We start from the raw sequence: 18021 nt of genomic DNA on the forward strand, positions 1-18021 counted from the left end.
CCATCCGCCCCGCGCGCAACAGAACAGACACCATGACGAACCAACCAAGTCTCTTTGAACAGCAACACGAGCCGTCCGACGTCGAGACGCTCACCCTCTCCACCTTCGCCGAGCGCGCCTACCTCGATTACGCCGTTTCGGTGGTCAAGGGTCGCGCGCTGCCGGACGTGTCGGACGGCCAGAAGCCGGTCCAGCGCCGCATCCTGTACGCGATGAATGAACTGGGCCTGGGCCCGACCGCCAAGCCGCGCAAGTCGGCGGCCGTGGTCGGCGACGTGCTTGGCAAACTGCACCCGCACGGCGACCAGTCGGTGTACGACGCGCTGGTGCGCATGGCGCAGGACTTCTCGCTGCGCTACCCGCTGATCGACGGCCAGGGCAACTTTGGCTCGCGCGACGGCGACGGCGCCGCCGCGATGCGCTATACCGAAGCGCGCCTGACGCCGATTGCCCGCATCCTGATGGATGAAATCGACATGGGCACGGTCGACTCGCAGCCGAACTACGACGGCTCGACGACCGAGCCGCGCACGCTGCCGGCACGCCTGCCGATGGTGCTGCTCAACGGCGCCTCGGGCATTGCGGTCGGCCTGGCCACCGAGATCCCGTCGCACAATCTGCGCGAAGTGGCTGCCGCCGCTGTCGCCATGATCCGCAATCCGAAGATGTCGCACGCCGAGCTGATGACCATCGTGCCCGGCCCCGACTTCCCGGGCGGCGGCCAGATCATCACGCCAGCGTCCAGCATCGCCGACATGTACGCGGTGGGCCGTGGTTCGATGAAGGTGCGCGCACGCTGGAAGATCGAAGAACTGGCGCGCGGCCAGTGGCAGGCGATCGTCTACGAACTCCCGCCGGGCTGCTCGTCGCAGCGCGTGCTCGAAGAAATCGAAGAACTGACCAACCCGAAGGTCAAGGCCGGCAAGAAAGCGCTGCTGCCCGAGCAGCTCGCGCTGAAGAACACCGTGCTGGGCGCGCTCGACACGGTGCGCGACGAATCGGGCCGCGAAGCCGCGGTGCGCCTGGTGTTCGAGCCGAAGTCGAAGAACCAGGACCAGAACGAATTCATGCTGATGCTGCTCGCGCACACGTCGCTCGAGTCGTCCAGCCCGATCAATATGGTGATGATCGGCGGCGACGGCCGTCCGCGTCAAAAAGGCCTGGGCACGATCATCCAGGAGTGGATCGATTATCGCTTCACGACCATCCGCCGCCGCACCGACTTCAAGCTGGCCAAGGTCAACGACCGCATCCACATCCTGGAAGGCCGCGAGACCGTCCTGCTGAACATCGACAAGGTCATCGCCATCATCCGCAACTCGGATGAACCGAAGGCCGCGCTGATCGAGGAATTTCGCCTGAGCGAACGCCAGGCCGAAGACATCCTTGAGATCCGCCTGCGCCAGCTGGCGCGCCTGGAAGCGATCAAGATCCAGCAAGAGCTGGCCGACCTGCGCAGCGAGAAGGAAAAACTGCAGGACATCCTCGAGAACCCGTCGTCGATGAAGCGCCTGATCATCCGCGAAATCGAAGCCGACGCCAAGCAGTTCGGCGACGAGCGCCGCACCGTGATCGAAGAAGCGCAGCGCGCAGTGGCCGAGCAGAAGGTCGTCGACGAACCGGTGACCGTGATCGTGTCTGAAAAAGGCTGGGTGCGTGCGCGCACCGGGATCGGCCACGATCCGGCGCAGTTCGCGTTCAAGGCCGGCGACTCGCTGTACAAGGCATTCGAATGCCGCACGGTCGACCATCTGCTGGGTATTGGCGACAACGGCAAGGTGTACTCGGTGCCGGTGGCGGCGCTGCCTGGTTCGCGCGGCGACGGCGTGCCGATCACGACGCTGGTCGACCTGTCGGGCGGCATCCGCATCCTGCATTATTTCGCTGGCAATCCCGAGACGCGCCTGCTGCTGTCGACGTCGGACGCCTTTGGCTTCATCACCAAGGCGGGCGACATGGTCAGCCGTTTGAAAGGCGGCAAGTCGTTCATCACGCTGAACGACGGCGCGACGCCACTGCCGCCACGGATCGTGACCGACAGCTGCGGTGCGATCGCATGCCTGTCCGAAAAAGGCCGCGTGCTGGTGTTCGGCATTGACGAGATGAAGGTGCTGACCAATGGCGGCCGTGGCGTAATGCTGATGGAACTCGAGCCGAAAGAAACCATGCTGGCAGCGCAGCCGATCAACCAGAAAGGCCTGAACGTGATCGGCACCTGGGCCGGCGACAAGGCGCGCACGGTAGAACTGTTCGCGTCGGGCCTGGAGCCGCACTTCGGCAAGCGCTCGCGCAAGGGCAAGGCTTTGTCGGCGCGCATGAAGGCGCATGATCTGGGGATGCGGGCACTTGACGCCGATGCCGCGAAAACCTGACGCGACCAAAGAGCGGCATAACGCCGCTCGTTGAACGCAAAAAATGCCGGCCTTCCGGCATTTTTCATTGGAGCGACTGCTTAGTTTTCAAAGCCGGGGTCAGGTCTGACATTCGGACACGACCTCAGCTAAGCCATTCTCAATGGCGTTTTGCCCAGTATTAGCATGGCGCGGTGCCAGCCAGTTTTGACTAACCGACTGTCGAGATCGTGTCCGAATGTCAGACCTGACCCTCGCTTTTGGCCCGTGATATCTGGACGAAAAAAATGCCGGCTGAGCCGGCATTTTTCATTGGAGCTACTTGCTTAGTGCTTGGCAGCAGCCTTGTGCACGTCAGCCTGGGCTTCAGCGCGGACCTGTTCGGTCTTGGCAGCAGCGGTTGCCTTGTCGGCAGCAGCGTCGACCTGTGCTTTCAGCACTTTCTCGTCAGCCTTGATCATTTTCTTCTCGGCCTTCAGGTTCGCATCAGCGACTTTGCCTTCGGCCTTGGCCATTGCTTTGGCGCGGTCTTCAGGATCGGCCTTGGCGACGTTGGCAGCAGCGTCGGTGTGGGTCTTGACCAGCTTGGCGTGTGCATCGCCCTTGGTTTCGGTGGCCTTGGCCACGGTCTTGTTCAGCTTCTGGTCAGCCTTGACTGCGGCCTTGATTTCTTTTTGTTCTGCCTTGATGACGTCTTTCTCGGCGCTGGCTTCAGCCTTCACGATGCGGTTGTCCGCAGCGGTGGTGGTTGGTGCGGTGGTCTGGGCGTGAGCAGCGGTAACCATCAGGCCGGCGATAAGGGTTGCGATCAGTTTGTTCATGATAAGTTTCCTTTTGGTGGTCGCTGTACAGAGCGGGTTGCCCGTGCAGTCGTTGTTGTTGTTCAGTGATTCCAGAATACGGCGTCAAGACAGTCTGGTCTGTTAGCCACCACACGCAGAAATTGTCAGAGTTGTAAGCAAAGATTACTGACGAACAGAGCCCGCGTACAAATCAATGATGTCCGTGACCCCATCGCGGCACACCGGGCAGAACGCATCGCTGCGGTCGAACATGAGGCACTGCATCGCGGGCCGGTAGTAACCGCTGGCCTCGTAATTTGCGCCTTCAAACGCGCCGACCGCGTGGCGGTGCGGCTGCCGGTCGAACAGCGCGTTGGTCTGTTTGAGGTCTTCACGAAACAAGTCGCTCATCTCCGACTCCGGCCGGTTGGCCTCGCGCAGCGCGGCGCGCTTTTTCTGGTAGGCGCGCGACGTGGCTTCGTACTCGGCCTTCGGCCATGGCGTGGGCAACGGCGTACCGGCCGTCACATGACGCTGCCATTTGATCTTGGCCGGGTCACGCAGCGCGGTGACGTTCGGTTCCCACGGTTCCATCCGTCCGCTCGCTGCGGCGTAGGCCACCGGCGATGTGTAGTACTCGTCGGCCAGGCCCGCGAAGTGGTGCCCGAATTCGTGCACGAACAGGTAGTCGGCCCAGTCATTGCCGGCTGCCGCCGTGCTGAACTGGCCAAAGATCCCGCCGCCGCCGTAGGTCTCATTGTTGACCAGGATCTCGATGAATTCGTACGGCGCATGCTGGGCGATGTCGCGCAGCGCGCGGTTGTCGAGTGTGAGCACATAGCGCTCGCTCCCAAAAATGTCGTAGCGCGTGCCCAGCGCCGATGGATGGTGTACGCCGGTCGATGGCCGGCTGATGCCCGATTGCCCGGTCGGCACGGCCATCGCCCAGACATTGAAGTCCTTCGCGCGCTCCTTGAATGGCGAGACCGAAAACAGATGCGCCGACAGGCGCCGCGCATCCTGTTCGAACTTCGTCATCTCTGCCTGCGTGTAGCCATCGCCCAGGATCAGCAGGTCGACCTTGTCGGGCGACGGACCGCTCACTCGGATCGGAATCGGCTTTGCCGCTGGCGGGGGCTGGCGCTTGACCACGTCCGGCGCGTTCGGATCGACGTCGATGCTCCAGGCGACCGAGAACTGATTGCGCTCGTCGCGCTTCAGGATGCGCACGCGCACCGGCTGCGCGAACTGGGGAAAGCGCACCGACTCGCTGAAACTGCGGCTGATGCGCCCTGCTTCCTCGGTCGTGCGCCACTCGCCAAACACGGTGGAGAAACCGCGCGAGTACAGCACGTCGCCCGTTTTCGGATCGACCACTTCGACCCGGTTCTGGCCGCGGTTGGTGTCGTCCAGGTTGCGCGCTGCGCTGCCGGGCCAGGGCAGCGGCTCGATGACGACACGTTCGATCGCGTAGCTGTCCGCCAGCGCATTGCCGCTGTGCGCGTAGTCCAGGCGGACCGTGGCCGGCTGCGCGGCGTGGGCAAGTGAAGCGAACGCGCCAAGCAGCAGCGCAGCAAAGGAGTGAAACAGGCGCATCGCGAATCCCCGACAAGTAGATCGCGCTATTCTAAGCCCGCCGCGACCTGCAGCGACGCCGCTACCTGTCAGATGTGCCAGGCCAGGGCGATTGACCCGGCCTGGCAACCACGCCAGAATCAGCGTGGTCACCCTTGTCGATCCGGAGTCCCGATGTTTTGCCTGCGCGCCTGCCTTGCTGTTCCGCTGCTCAGTGCCTGCCTGGCCCATGCTGCTCCAATCTGCAAGCCCGGCCAGCCGGTCGACGAAAGCGGCTTCGTGGAGATCGGCGGCATCGCGCAGTGGGTCACTGTCAGCGGCGACGATTGCGCCAATCCGGTGCTGCTGTACGTGCATGGCGGCCCTGGCAATCCGACTTCGGTGTTTGGCGCCGGCCCGTATGCGTCGTGGCGCAAGCACATCACGCTGGCGCAGTGGGATCAGCGCGGCAGCGGCATGACCTGGGGCCGTCACCGCCCCGGCGAGGACATCCCCTTGCGCATCGAACAGCTGCGCGACGATGGCCTCGACGTGGCGCGCTATCTGACGCAGCGTTTCGGCAGGGACAAGGTGATCCTGCTGGGCAGCTCGTGGGGCTCGATGATCGGCGCCCACATGGCCAGAGAAAAGCCGGGACTGTTCTGCGCCTATGTCGGCGTGGCCCAGCTGGTGGGTTACCGGGACAATGCCACGTCATGGAGCACGGTCATTGCCCGCGCTAGAGCAGCGAACGACACTGCCACCGTCACGCAACTGGAGGCGCTCGGGCCGCCGCCCTGGACCAATCCGCGCAACTTTGGCATCGTGCGGCGCGCCGTGCGCAAGTACGAGGCGCCCAACATCGACCCGACGCTGCCATCCTGGTTCGAGGTGCTGCCTTTATATGCCTCGCCGCAGGCAAAGGCCGACTACACCGAGGGCGAGGATTATTCGTTCCTGAAGTTCGTCGGCTGGAAAGGCGACGGCATGGCGTCCACGATGGACCTGTACCGCCTGGGCACGCGCTACGAGCTGCCGGTCTATCTGGTGCAGGGCAAGGAAGACCTGCTGACCGAGCCGAAGGTCACGCGCCGCTTCTTCGAGGCCATCACGGCACCCGACAAGGCAATGGTCGAGGTACCGCGCGCCGGCCACGATCCGAACGGCCCGCTGATCGACGCACAGCGCCAGGTGCTGGCCGAACGCCTGCACTGGCGCTGCGACTGAGCGATCACCGGTACTGATACAGCGGCCGCTGCACCACGATCGGCCGGATATCGAGCCGCACGTTGTAGACCGAATAGGCTTCGCTGTACGCCGACTGGTAGCCGACCGTCTCGTTCACGCGACCGAGCTTGAACTCGAAGCCGAGGTCGGGCCGGTCGGCATTCGGGCTGTCGAGCGACAGGCCGATGGCATCAGGCTGGTCGCTGTCGACCAGCTTGGACATCAGGTCGACCACCGTGCCGTTGCCAAGGATATCGGCCGAGAACAGCGGCCCGCGCCAGTACGGCTTGTTCGCATCGAGCTTGCCGCGCACTTTCTCGGGCGCCGGTGTGAACACCTTGCTGTCCAGGTTGAAGCGGTCGCCGTTATCGAGATAGCTCAGGCGGCCGTTACTGAGGTTGAAGGTGCCGTCGCGCGTGGCGGCGTTGCTCAGGTCAACCAGCAGCGCGCCCCGATAGCCGAGCACTTCGACGTCGCGCTTCGGGCCCACGACCATCGCCGTGTTCTCGTCGATGCCCAGGCCGATGTTGTAGCCCTTGGCCAGCATCGCCGGCAGCATGCGCGCAAAGCGCCCGCGCACCAGGAGGTGCTGGTCGATGAAGACGTCGTCGCCGATGAAGCCCAGGCCGCGCGTGATCTGGCGGCCATCGGCCACGCCATGCTGCAGCGTGCCCAGCACCGAACGCGGATGGCCGAACATCGTGGCGCTCATGATGGCGGCGCCGGCGCTCGAACCGGCGATGACGCCGCCGCGCCGGTACATGTCCCACAGCGCATCGAGCAGTTGCGTGTTGCTGCCATCGGGCCGGCGCAGCGCGTTCGTGATGCGCGCCTGGTCGCCGCCCGAGAAGTAGGCGCCGCCGGCCGAACGCACCGCCTCGACCAGCGCCGGATCTTCAGCGGCGGCGCGCACGTCAGAACCGTCGAGACGTTCGGCGACGGGAACAAAGAAGGCTTTGGCGCCGTGCTGGTCCAGGCGTTCGATCAGATAGTTGCCAGCGCGTTCGGGGCTGGCCGAGGCCGAGGCGAACACCGCGATGCGGGCGTTCTTGCCGCCAGCAAGCTGCACGATGCGCGTCCAGACGGCGTCGTTGTCATCGCGCAGCGCGCCGCCGATGATGACGAGCGAGCCCTTGGGCTGCGGTGATGATGGCATGGACGGCGACTCGGCCGCATGGCTATTGACGCTGGCGGCGACAGCCAGCGCGAGCGTGGCATGAACAACAACACGGACGACAGATTGGAACATGCGACTTCCCCCGATAAGTCATCAGCGTAAGCCTGATTCCAGTTTCACGTCGCCATGTTGAGTGCGCTCAGGATAAGTAGATGTTGGGAAAGTAACGCTCCATCAATGTCTCTGGACGCAACGGCGGCGTGAACCCGAAGCGTTCGTACAGGCCGTGGCAATCCGACGTGGCCAGCGTGAAGCGGCGCAATTGCTGCAGGCTGGGATGTCGCATCACCACACCGATCAACTGCTTGCCATAACCACAGCCACGGGATTCCGGCACGACGAACACATCCACCAGGTTGGCGAAGGTGGAAAAATCGGTGATCACGCGCGCAAAGGCGATCTGGCGCCCATCGAGATAGCCGCCAAAGCACAGCGAGTTTTCAATGGCGCGCTCGACCACGGGCCGAGAAATCCCCACAGCCCAGGTGGACTGCTCGCTGAGAAAGCGGTAGATCATGGGAATGTCGAGACGGGTCTGGTCGGTGCTGACCTCGAAGCTGGAATCGTTCGTCATCATGGCCTGGACAAGGTGACAAAAAGTCATTCTAGCGCCGATTGGTACCAACGCAAGCGGCGATGTGGCATGCCGCACCGGATTTCGCCAGACCCCGCATGGAAGCCTGTCCCCGAGGCTGCCTGCGAGCCCGGGCAGCCATGCCGCATGGCGCACAGGCAGCGCAGTTTATAATCAAGGGATCCCCAACCGGAATCCCACCATGACCGAACAATTCTCCAAAAAAGCCGAAGCCTGGTCTGCCCGCTTCTCCGAACCTGTATCGGATCTCGTCAAGCGCTACACCGCATCGGTCTTCTTCGACAAACGCCTGGCCCCGCACGACATCGAGGGCTCGCTCGCGCACGCCGAGATGCTGGCCGCGCAAGGCATCATCAGCGAGCACGACCGCGCTGAAATCGAACGCGGCATGACCCAGATCCGGGCCGAGATCGACGCCGGCAGCTTCGAGTGGCTGCTCGACCTCGAGGACGTGCACCTGAACATCGAAAAACGCCTGACCGAACTGGTGGGCGACGCCGGCAAGCGCCTGCACACGGGCCGCTCGCGCAACGACCAGGTCGCAACCGACATTCGCCTGTACGTGCGCGCCGCGATCGACGACATCGTCACGCTGCTCGCCAGCCTGCGCGGTGCTCTGACCGACCTGGCCGAACGCCACGCCGACACGATCATGCCGGGCTTCACGCACCTGCAAGTGGCCCAACCGATCACCTTTGGCCACCACATGCTGGCCTACGTCGAAATGTTCGGCCGCGACGCCGAGCGCATGCTCGATGCGCGCCGCCGCGTGAACCGCCTGCCGCTGGGCGCCGCCGCACTGGCCGGCACCACTTTCCCGATCGACCGCCTGCGCGTGGCCAAAACGCTTGGCTTTGACGACGTGTGCCACAACTCCCTCGATGCAGTGTCAGACCGCGACTTTGCCATCGAGTTCACGGCCGCTGCATCGATCTTGATGATGCACATCTCGCGCATGTCCGAAGAACTGGTCATGTGGATCAGCCCGCGCATCGGTTTCATCGACATCGCCGACCGCTTCTGCACCGGCTCGTCGATCATGCCGCAAAAGAAGAATCCGGACGTGCCGGAACTCGCCCGTGGCAAGACCGGCCGCGTGTATGGCCACCTGATTGGCCTCCTGACCCTGATGAAAGGCCAGCCGCTGGCCTACAACAAGGACAACCAGGAAGACAAGGAACCGCTGTTCGACACGATCGATACCGTGATGGACACGCTGCGCATCTTCACCGACATGGCCTCGGGCATCACGGTCAAGGCCGACAACATGCGCTCGGCAGCGCTGCAGGGCTATGCCACGGCTACCGACCTGGCCGACTACCTGGTCAAGCGCGGCCTGCCATTCCGCGATGCCCACGAAGCGGTGGCGCATGCCGTGCGCGCCTGCGACGTGGCCGGTTGCGACCTGTCCGAGATGTCGCTCGAGACGCTGCAGACGTTCTCGCCGCTGATCGAAGAGGACGTGTTCGCAGTGCTGACGCTCGAAGGTTCGGTGGCCGCGCGCGACCACGTGGGCGGCACCGCGCCGAACCAGGTCCGCATCGCCATCGAGCGCGTGCGCAAGCAGCTGGCCGAGTAATTTCACATCCCTGGAGCGGGCCGGCGCTGATGCAGCGCCGGCCCGCTTTTCCATGCCCTTTTTAGATTGATGACGCCATGACCGCATTGCCCGCACGCGACTACGCCGCCTTCCTGTTCGACATGGACGGCACCATCCTGACATCCATCATCGCCGCCGAGCGGGTCTGGGCCGACTGGGCCCGTAGCCACGGACTGGACGTCGACGTGTTCCTGCCGACGATCCACGGCAAACGCAGCGTTGACACCGTACGCGGCCTGGGCCTGCCGGACATCGACGCGGAAGCAGAAGCGCACCGCATCACGCTGGCCGAGATCGAGGACGTCGACGGCATCGAAGCGATTGCCGGTGTGGCTGCTTTCCTGGCCACGCTGCCAGCGGAGCGCTGGGCGATCGTGACGTCGGCGCCACGCGCGCTGGCCCAGGCGCGCATCGCCGCAGCCGGTCTGCCGCTGCCGCCGGTGCTGGTCGCAGCCGAAGACGTCAAGCACGGCAAGCCTGCGCCGGACCCGTTCCTGCTCGGCGCAGAGAAGCTGGGCATGCGCCCGGAAGAATGCCTCGTGTTCGAAGACACGCTGGCCGGCCTGCAATCGGCCGCCGCCGCCGGCATGGACAGCGTGATGGTCACCGCCACGCACAAGCATCCGGTCGAGACCGACGTTACGGGCGTGCCCGATTACGATGATTTGCGGGCGATCCGCACGGGTGAAGGCTTGCTGCGCCTGCAGCGTACGCGCTCGTAAAACGCCATCACGTGCGCTTCTGCACCAGCGTCAGAATGTCATAACTGGCCACCAGCTCATCGCGCTGGTTGGTCACCTGCACATCCCACGCCACCACGCCCTGCCCCCGTCCCTGTTCGTCCGTCCGGTTGCGATCGACCTTGCGCTTGCAGGTCAGGCGCGCGCGGATCGTGTCACCGATCGCCACCGGCGCCACGAAGCGCAGGTTGTCCAGGCCATAGTTGGCCAGCACCGGCCCCGGCGCCGGCGAGACAAACAGGCCCGCAGCCGCCGACAGCACGAAGTAACCGTGCGCGATGCGCTGCCCGAACTGCGTGTCCTTGGCCGCGATGGCGTCGAAGTGCATGTAGAAGTAGTCGCCCGAAACACCGCCGAAGTTGACGATGTCCGCTTCGCTGACCGTGCGCCGGTGCGTCAGCAGCGAGTGCCCGACTTCCAGATCCTCGAAATGCCGGCGGAACGGATGCAGGTCGCTCTCCGTGACCGCGCCGCCGCGCACGTATTCGCCCGTGACGGCGCCGAGCATCGTGGGCGAGCCCTGCACCGCGGCTCGCTGCAGGAAATGCTTCACGGCCCGGATGCCGCCCAGTTCCTCGCCGCCGCCGGCGCGCCCCGGGCCGCCGTGCTTGAGTTGTGGCAGCGGTGAGCCATGGCCTGTGCTGTCCACCGCCGCTTCGCGGTCGAGGATCAGCACGCGGCCATGTGACGCGGCCACGATCGGCACCGCGTACGCAGCCAGCGCCGGATCCTTGGTGGCGAACGTGGTCACCAGGCTGCCCTTGCCGCGCGCAGCCAGTTCGAGCGCTTCGTCGATGTCCGTATAGGTCATCAGCGTGCTGACCGGGCCGAAGGCCTCCACGTCGTGCACGGCGTCATTGACCATCGCATTGCGGCATAACAGCAGCGTGGGCGAGAAGAAGGCGCCGCTGGCGACGTTCTCGCCCACCGGCTTGAACCCGTCGCGTGCACCGAACAGCACCTCGTTGCCGCGTGCGAGCAGTTCGACCCGCGCACTCACGTCGCGGTGCTGGTCCATCGACGCCAGTGCGCCCATGCGCACGCCCTCCACGTTCGGATCCCCCACCGTGATCTTTGCCAGGCGCTCGCGCAGCCGTTCGCCGACCGCGTCGACCAGCCCTTCCGGCACGATCACGCGCCGGATCGCCGTGCACTTCTGGCCCGCCTTGCCGGTCATCTCGCGCGCGACTTCCTTGATGAACAGGTCGAACTCGGGATCGGAAGGCAGCACGTCGGGCGCCAGCACCGCGCAATTGAGCGAGTCGGCTTCGGCGGTGAACGGCACCGATGCGCGGATCAGGTTCCCGTTTGCGCGCAGCATGGCGGCCGTGTCGGCCGAGCCGGTGAACGTGACCGCGTCGAAGCCGCCGAGGCGATCGAGCAGGTCGCCCGTGCTGCCGATCACGAGCTGCAGCGCGCCATCGGGCAGCAGGTTCGAGTCCACCATCATCTTGACCACCGCGTGGGTCAGGTAGCTGGTGGCGGTGGCCGGCTTGGCGATGCATGGCATCGCGGCCAGAAAACTCGGCGCGAATTTCTCGAGCAAGCCCCAGATCGGGAAATTGAAGGCATTGATGTGCACCGCTACGCCGCCCCGCGGCACCAGGATGTGGGTGCCGGCAAAGCCGCCGCGCTTGCCCAGCGCGATGGCCGGGCCTTCGTGCAGCACATTCGACGACGGCAGTTCGCGCGAGCCCATGCTGGCGTACGCAAACAGCGTGCCGATGCCGCCTTCGACATCGACCCAGCTGTCCTGGCGCGTCGCGCCGGTCAGGTGCGAGATCGCATACAGTTCTTCCTTGCGCTCCATCAGGTACAGCGCGAGCGCCTTCAGCGCCGCCGCGCGTTCCTGGAACGTCTGGCGCATCAGCGCCTTGACGCCCGTCTTGCGCGCGAAGGTCAGCGCTTCGTCGAAGTCGATCTTTTCGGCGTGCGTGTGATAGATCAGGGTGCTGTCGAGCGCGCTGTGCAGCGGCGTGTGCGATGCGGCGCCGTGCCAGCGGCCAGCGATCAGGCTTTGCAGTGTCGGGATGTGGCCCATGTAATCTCCAGTTGGTTCAGGACTTCGGCGTGTGCAGCGCGCTCGTGTCGAAAGCAATGCGGCCCCGGTCCGGCGCCACGGCGGTGTCGGCATCGACTTCGCGCATCGTCTGCAGCGAGCGCACGGCCAGCTCGTGGTACTGGCGCGTGCCGAAGCTTTTCCAAGCGACGTCGTCGTCGCTCAAGGCGCGCACCACCTTGGCCGGCGTGCCCATGACCATCGAGCGCGGCGGAATGACCATCCCGGCTTTCACGAAACTCATCGCGGCGACGATCGATTCCGCGCCGACGACCGCCTTGTCCATCACCACCGCGTTCATGCCGACCATCGCATTGCGCCCCACGCGGCAGCCATGCAGCACGGCCCCGTGGCCAATGTGGCCATCGACTTCGACCACGGTGTCTTCGAGCGGAAAACCGTGCATCACGCACGAATCCTGCAAATTGGCGCCTTCTTCAAGGATCAGGCGCCCGAAGTCGCCGCGCAGGCTGGCGCACGGGCCGATATAGCAGCGCGGGCCGACGATCACGTCGCCGATCAGCACGGCGGAAGGATGCACGTAGGCGCTCGGATGCACGACGGGCCGCACACCGTCGATTTCATAGACTTTGACCATGCTGCTAGACCCGCTCGACGATCAGGGCGATGCCCTGGCCGACGCCGATGCACATCGTGCACAGCGCGTAGCGCCCGCCCGTGCGGTGCAGCTGGTTCACGGCGGTCATGACGAGGCGTGCACCGGAGGCGCCCAGCGGGTGGCCCAGCGCGATCGCGCCGCCGTTCGGGTTCACGTGCGCCGCATCGTCCGGCACGCCCAGGTCGCGCAGCACGGCCAGGCCCTGCGCGGCAAAGGCCTCGTTCAATTCGATCACGTCCATCTGGTCCAGCCTCAAGCCCGTCTGCGCCAGCAGCTTCCTGACAGCGGGCGCCGGGCCGAAGCCCATGATGCGCGGCGCCAGGCCGCTTGTCGCCATGCCGATCACGCGGGCGCGCGGGGTCAAGCCGTGGCGCGCGGCGGCCTCGCCAGAGGCCAGCAGCAGCGCGCAGGCGCCGTCGTTCAGGCTCGATGCATTGCCGGCAGTGACCGAGCCGTCCGGGCTCACGACGCCCTTCAACTTCGCCAGCGCCTCGATGCTGGAATCGGCGCGCGGCTGTTCGTCGGTGTCGACGATGCGCGTTTCTTTCTTGCCCTGGAGCGTGACCGGCACGATCTCGTCCTTGAAGACGCCAGCGGCATGCGCCTGCGCCCAGCGCTGCTGGCTGCGCAGCGCGAACGCATCCTGGTCGGCGCGGCTGACATTGAATTCGCGCGCGACGTTTTCGGCCGTTTCGGGCATCGAGTCGATCCCGTACTGCGCCTTCATGCGCGGATTGACGAAGCGCCAGCCGAGCGTCGTGTCCTCGATTTTCGCGGTGCGCGAAAACGCGCTGTCGGCCTTGCCCATGACGAATGGCGCGCGCGTCATGCTCTCGACGCCGCCCGCGATCACCAGGTGTGCTTCGCCGGCCTTGATCGCGCGCGCCGCGGTGCCGATGGCATCCATGCCCGAGCCGCACAGGCGGTTGATCGTGTTGGCCGGCACGTCCTGCGGCAGCCCGGCCAGCAGCGCGGCCATGCGCCCGACGTTGCGGTTGTCTTCGCCCGCCTGGTTGGCGCAGCCGTAGAACAGGTCGTCGACCTGGGCCCAGTCCACGCCGGGATTGCGGGCCATCAGCGCGGCGATGGGCAGCGCGGCCAGGTCGTCGGCGCGCACGGTCGAGAGCAGCCCGCCGTAGCGGCCGAAGGGCGTGCGGATGGCGTCACAGATGAAAGCGTCAAGCATGCTGGTTTCCTTGTTCATTGTTTGGGACGGCCGTCGACCACGCGCCGGGCCTTGCCGGTCAGCGTGCGCTCGATGCCTTGCGGCGACAACAGGCGCACGCGCGTGGTCACGCCGACATAGGTCTTGATGCAGTGCTGCAGTTCGCGCGCCAGCGCTTCTACAAAGTCCGGCGCGAGCAGCGTATCGCGCAGCTCGCACAGCACCTCGAGCGTGTCGAGATGGCCGTCGCGCGCCACGACCAGCTGGTAGTGCGGCGCCAGTGCCGGCATGCGCAGCACCAGTTCCTCGATCTGGCTGGGGAACACGTTCACGCCGCGGATGATCAGCATGTCGTCCGAGCGCCCCGTGATGCGGCCCATGCGGCGCATCGCCCGCGAGGTCGGGGGCAGCAGGCGTGTCAGGTCACGCGTGCGGTAGCGGATGATCGGCAGCGCTTCCTTGGTCAGCGACGTGAATACCAGCTCGCCCTCCTCGCCATCGGGCAGCACCTCACCCGTGTCGGGGTCGATGATCTCGGGGTAGAAATGGTCTTCCCAGATCACCGGGCCATCCTTGCTCTCGATGCATTCGCTGGCCACGCCGGGGCCCATGACTTCGGACAGGCCGTAGATGTCGACCGCATCGATGCCGGCGCGCGTTTCGATCTCGCGCCGCATTGCATCGGTCCACGGCTCGGCGCCGAAGATGCCGACCTGCAGCGACGATGCTGCCGGGTCGAGCCCCTGGCGCGTGAATTCCTCGACGATGTTGAGCATGTACGACGGCGTGACCATGATGATCGACGGCTTGAAGTCGCAGATCAGCTGCACCTGTTTTTCGGTCTGCCCGCCCGACATCGGCACGACTGTGCAACCGAGGCGTTCGGCGCCGTAGTGCGCACCCAGGCCCCCGGTGAACAGGCCGTAGCCGTAGGCGATGTGTACCAGGTCGCCCCGGCGGCCACCGGCGGCGCGGATCGAGCGCGCGACGATGTTCGCCCAGGTATCGATATCGTTCTGCGTGTAGCCGACGACGGTGGGCTTGCCGGTGGTGCCGGACGATGCGTGCACGCGCACCACCTGCTCGCGCGGCACGGCGAACATCCCGAACGGGTAGTTCTCGCGCAGGGCCTTCTTTTCGGTGAACGGAAATTTCGCCAGGTCGGCCAGGGACTTGAGATCGGCCGGGTGCACGCCTGCTGCGTCGAACGCAGCGCGGTAGTGCGGCACGTTGTCATACGCGTGCTGCAGCGTCCATTGCAGCCGTTGCAGCTGCAGCGCCTGCAGTTCGTCGCGGCTGGCGCGCTCGATCGGTTCCAGGTCGCCCGGTGCGGGAAGGTGTTGGACCATCTGTCGACTCCTTGTGGTTCAGGCGTCCACGGGCGCCACGGTGCCGCTGATGCGATGCGATTTGCCGCGAAACAGCGCGATGGTGCGCCCGTCCGCGGTCTTGACCGTGACGTCGTAGACGCCGGTTTTGCCCTGCAGCGCCTGCTCGGTGGCCTCGGCCACCAGCACGTCGCCCGCGCGGCTAGGGGCGAGATAATCGATCGTGCAGCCGGCGCCCACGGTGCTGAGGTTGTGCGAGTTGCAGGCGAACGCAAAGGCGCTGTCGGCCAGCATGAAGATGTAGCCGCCGTGGCAGGTCGCGTGCCCGTTGAGCATGTCGGTGCGCACGGTCATCGTCATGCGCGCATAACCGGGGCGGATTTCATCCAGCACCATGCCCAGCGCCTGGCTGGCCGGGTCGCGTTCGAACATCGTGCGCCCGGCCAGCTCGGCCAGCGCCTGTGCGTTCTGATTTTGACCATCATGCATGAAAGCGCGCCCCCTGCGGATTGGCGGCCAGCTTGCGGCGCAGCAGCGGCGAGACGCGGTAGCGGTCTTCGCCATACGTTGCGGCCAGGTTCGACAGCACGGTCACGACCTGCCCCATGCCGATCGCGTCCAGCCAGGCCAGCGGCCCGCGCGGATAATTCACGCCCTTCTGCATTGCGATGTCCACGGCGCGCGCGCTGCACACGCCCTGGTGGACGGCATCGGCCGCTTCGTTGGCCAGCATCGCCACCGTGCGCATCACGGCCAGGCCCGGGACGTCGTCCAGGCGCGTGACGACGAAGCCGGCAGCCTGGAACAGGCCGACTGCCGCGCGCCATGCGTCATCACTGCACCCGTCGGCGCGCGCAAGCGCGATGCGGGGCGCCGTGGCAGCGTCCAACAGCAGGTCGAACACGATCGTGTCACGCTGGTTATCCGCCTGCGCGCGCTCGGTGGCACTGCGCCCGTCAGTAAGATGGATCGCCGCGCCGCCGCAGTACAGGCCCGGCGCCGCTTCGATCTCGGTCAGCTCGATGCCGGAGGCCTGCAGCCGCGCGACAAGCGCATCGACGCTGCCGGGCGCGCCCGCGTACTTGACCGCCACCGGCCGGTCGCAGGCAGCTTCGGACTGCACGACCGGCGTTTCCGCCTCGTCGCCATAGCGATAGAACCCACGCCCCGTCTTGCGGCCCAGATAACCCGCGTTGACCATCTCCTGCTGCAGCACCGATGGCGTGAAACGCGGGTCGCCAAAGTACGCCGCAAACACGGACTGCGTGACCGAGAAATTGACGTCATGCCCGATCAGGTCCATTAGTTCGAAGGGGCCCATGCGAAAACCGCCGCACTCGCGCATGACGGCATCGAGCGTGGCAACTTCGGCCGCCTGTTCGAGCAGCAGGCGCAGGGCTTCGCCATAGAACGGGCGGGCCACGCGGTTGACGATGAAACCGGGCGTCGATTTCGCATGCACGGGGCTCTTGCCCCATTTTTCGGCGGTGGCATACACGACCTGCGCGACCTCGCGCCCCGTCGCCAGGCCGCTCACCACTTCCACCAGCGCCATCAGCGGCGCCGGATTGAAGAAGTGCATGCCGACCAGGCGTTCGGGATGCGCCAGTTGCGCGCCAATGGCCGTGACCGAGATCGATGACGTGTTGGTCGCCAGGATGCAGTCGCTGGCAACGACGGCTTCGAGCGCGGCAAACAGCGCGCGCTTGACCTGCAGGTCTTCGACGATGGCCTCGATGACGAGCACCGCACCGGCCGCTTCGTGCAAGGCATCGATGCGGCGCAGGCGCTCGCGCGCGAGATCGGATTCGACGGCGCCCATGCGGCCCTTCGCAACCAGGCGCGCATAGGTGGCGCCGATCTCCGAGATCGCCTTATCGGCGGCGCCGGTCCGGGTATCGAACAGCAGCACCTGATGGCCGGCCGTGGCCGCGACCTGGGCGATGCCGGCGCCCATCGCGCCGCTGCCGATGACGGCAACCGTCGAATGCGGTGGCAGTGACTGCATCCTCACTCCCCCTTGAACTGCGGCGCGCGCTTGGCCAGGAATGCGGCGACGCCTTCGCGGTAGTCGTGGCTGTTACCGAGTTCGCGCATCATGTCGGCTTCGAGCTGCAATTGCTGCTCCAGGGTGTTGGCGTAGCTGGCCTGGAAGGCGCGCTTGGTGAATGCCAGGCCCTTGGTCGGCGCGGCGGCGAAGTGTTTCGCCATGGCCAGCGCTTCGTCCATCAGCACGTCGTCCGGCACGCAGCGCCAGATCAGGCCCCAGGCTTCGGCTTTTTCGGCACTGAGTTTTTCGCCGAGCATGGCCAGGCCCATCGCGCGCGCGGGACCGATCAGGCGCGGCAAATGCCAGGTGCCGCCGGTGTCCGGGATCAGGCCCAGTTTGCTGAACGCTTCGATGAAGCTGGCCGATTGGGCGGCCAGCACGATGTCGCAGGCCAGCGCCAGGTTGGCCCCGGCGCCGGCGGCCACGCCGTTGACGGCGCAGATGACGGGCATCGGCAGGTTCTTCAGCGTCAGCACGAGCGGCGCATAGAACTCCTCGACCGACGCGCCCAGATCGACACCAGGGGCGCCCGGGTCGACCGCGCGGTCGGCGAGATCCTGGCCGGCGCAAAAGCCACGGCCGGCGCCGGTCAGCACCAGCACGCGCACGGACTGGTCGGCCTGCACGCGCGCGAGCGCATCGCGCACTTCGAGGTGCATGGCGCGGGTGAAGCTGTTGAGGCGATCGGGGCGGTTCAGGGTCAGGACGGCGACGCCGCCTTCTGCCTTGAACTGGATGCTGTCGTAGTTCATCGTGGTCTCCGTTTTGTTCTGG

15 protein-coding genes are annotated in these 18021 nt (G+C 65.7%); 4 read left to right on the forward strand and 11 right to left on the reverse strand.

Annotation, left to right across the window (positions count from 1 at the left end; translation table 11 throughout):
• The first annotated feature begins 32 nt into the window (after window positions 1-32).
• On the forward strand, window positions 33-2372 hold the full coding sequence (gene parC, locus AC56LY_RS16900; RefSeq protein WP_499581386.1) for a DNA topoisomerase IV subunit A: 2340 nt from the start codon (window positions 33-35) through the stop codon (window positions 2370-2372).
• 305 nt (window positions 2373-2677) lie between these two features.
• Here parC and AC56LY_RS16905 read toward each other — a convergent pair whose 3' ends face one another.
• Window positions 2678-3172, reverse strand: coding sequence for a hypothetical protein (locus AC56LY_RS16905; RefSeq protein WP_258835694.1), 495 nt, complete (start codon window positions 3170-3172; stop codon window positions 2678-2680).
• A 144-nt stretch (window positions 3173-3316) separates the two neighbouring features.
• On the reverse strand, window positions 3317-4729 hold the full coding sequence (locus AC56LY_RS16910; protein ID WP_499581388.1) for an IgA Peptidase M64: 1413 nt from the start codon (window positions 4727-4729) through the stop codon (window positions 3317-3319).
• A 153-nt stretch (window positions 4730-4882) separates the two neighbouring features.
• Between AC56LY_RS16910 and AC56LY_RS16915 the strand changes: the two genes are divergently transcribed.
• The gene (locus AC56LY_RS16915) at window positions 4883-5914 is read left to right on the forward strand and encodes an alpha/beta fold hydrolase (RefSeq protein WP_499581390.1); all 1032 of its coding nucleotides are present in this window, start codon (window positions 4883-4885) and stop codon (window positions 5912-5914) included.
• 4 nt (window positions 5915-5918) lie between these two features.
• On the opposite strand, the gene AC56LY_RS16920 is transcribed toward AC56LY_RS16915, so the two are convergent.
• Both AC56LY_RS16920 and AC56LY_RS16925 read right to left on the reverse strand, forming a co-directional pair.
• Window positions 5919-7163 carry a cyanophycinase gene (locus tag AC56LY_RS16920; RefSeq protein WP_499581392.1) on the reverse strand — a complete coding sequence of 415 codons (1245 nt, stop codon included), beginning with the start codon at window positions 7161-7163 and terminating at the stop codon, window positions 5919-5921.
• Window positions 7164-7230: 67 nt separating this feature from the next.
• A complete protein-coding gene (locus tag AC56LY_RS16925; RefSeq protein WP_343828794.1) occupies window positions 7231-7668 on the reverse strand; it encodes a GNAT family N-acetyltransferase in 438 nt (145 codons plus the stop codon).
• Window positions 7669-7867: 199 nt separating this feature from the next.
• Here AC56LY_RS16925 and argH point away from each other — a divergent pair, with 199 nt between their 5' ends.
• Together argH and AC56LY_RS16935 are read left to right on the forward strand one after the other, a co-directional pair.
• On the forward strand, window positions 7868-9265 hold the full coding sequence (gene argH, locus AC56LY_RS16930) for an argininosuccinate lyase (protein WP_499581394.1): 1398 nt from the start codon (window positions 7868-7870) through the stop codon (window positions 9263-9265).
• Window positions 9266-9342: 77 nt separating this feature from the next.
• Window positions 9343-10008 carry an HAD-IA family hydrolase gene (locus AC56LY_RS16935; protein ID WP_499581396.1) on the forward strand — a complete coding sequence of 222 codons (666 nt, stop codon included), beginning with the start codon at window positions 9343-9345 and terminating at the stop codon, window positions 10006-10008.
• A 7-nt stretch (window positions 10009-10015) separates the two neighbouring features.
• Here AC56LY_RS16935 and paaZ read toward each other — a convergent pair whose 3' ends face one another.
• Genes paaZ through paaG form a run of 7 tightly spaced genes read right to left on the reverse strand, consistent with a single transcriptional unit; the run spans window position 10016 to window position 17999 of the window.
• Entirely contained in the window at window positions 10016-12067 is a 2052-nt protein-coding gene (gene paaZ, locus AC56LY_RS16940) for a phenylacetic acid degradation bifunctional protein PaaZ (protein ID WP_499581398.1), read from the reverse strand.
• A gap of 16 nt (window positions 12068-12083) precedes the next feature.
• A complete protein-coding gene (locus AC56LY_RS16945; protein WP_183556256.1) occupies window positions 12084-12683 on the reverse strand; it encodes a phenylacetic acid degradation protein PaaY in 600 nt (199 codons plus the stop codon).
• Between the two features lie 4 nt (window positions 12684-12687).
• The gene (gene pcaF / locus AC56LY_RS16950) at window positions 12688-13890 is read right to left on the reverse strand and encodes a 3-oxoadipyl-CoA thiolase (RefSeq protein ID WP_499581400.1); all 1203 of its coding nucleotides are present in this window, start codon (window positions 13888-13890) and stop codon (window positions 12688-12690) included.
• Between the two features lie 14 nt (window positions 13891-13904).
• Complete coding sequence (gene paaK / locus AC56LY_RS16955; protein WP_499581402.1) at window positions 13905-15218, reverse strand: phenylacetate--CoA ligase PaaK; 1314 nt, start codon at window positions 15216-15218, stop codon at window positions 13905-13907.
• A gap of 18 nt (window positions 15219-15236) precedes the next feature.
• A complete protein-coding gene (paaI, locus tag AC56LY_RS16960; protein WP_499581404.1) occupies window positions 15237-15686 on the reverse strand; it encodes a hydroxyphenylacetyl-CoA thioesterase PaaI in 450 nt (149 codons plus the stop codon).
• A complete protein-coding gene (gene paaH, locus AC56LY_RS16965) occupies window positions 15679-17205 on the reverse strand; it encodes a 3-hydroxyacyl-CoA dehydrogenase PaaH (RefSeq protein ID WP_499581406.1) in 1527 nt (508 codons plus the stop codon). Before paaH ends, paaI begins: the two co-directional genes overlap by 8 nt.
• 2 nt (window positions 17206-17207) lie before the next feature.
• Window positions 17208-17999 carry a 2-(1,2-epoxy-1,2-dihydrophenyl)acetyl-CoA isomerase PaaG gene (paaG, locus tag AC56LY_RS16970; protein ID WP_499581408.1) on the reverse strand — a complete coding sequence of 264 codons (792 nt, stop codon included), beginning with the start codon at window positions 17997-17999 and terminating at the stop codon, window positions 17208-17210.
• Between the last annotated feature and the right edge of the window lie 22 nt (window positions 18000-18021).

It is taken from the genome of Telluria sp. ZT3P25 (genome assembly GCF_059685895.1).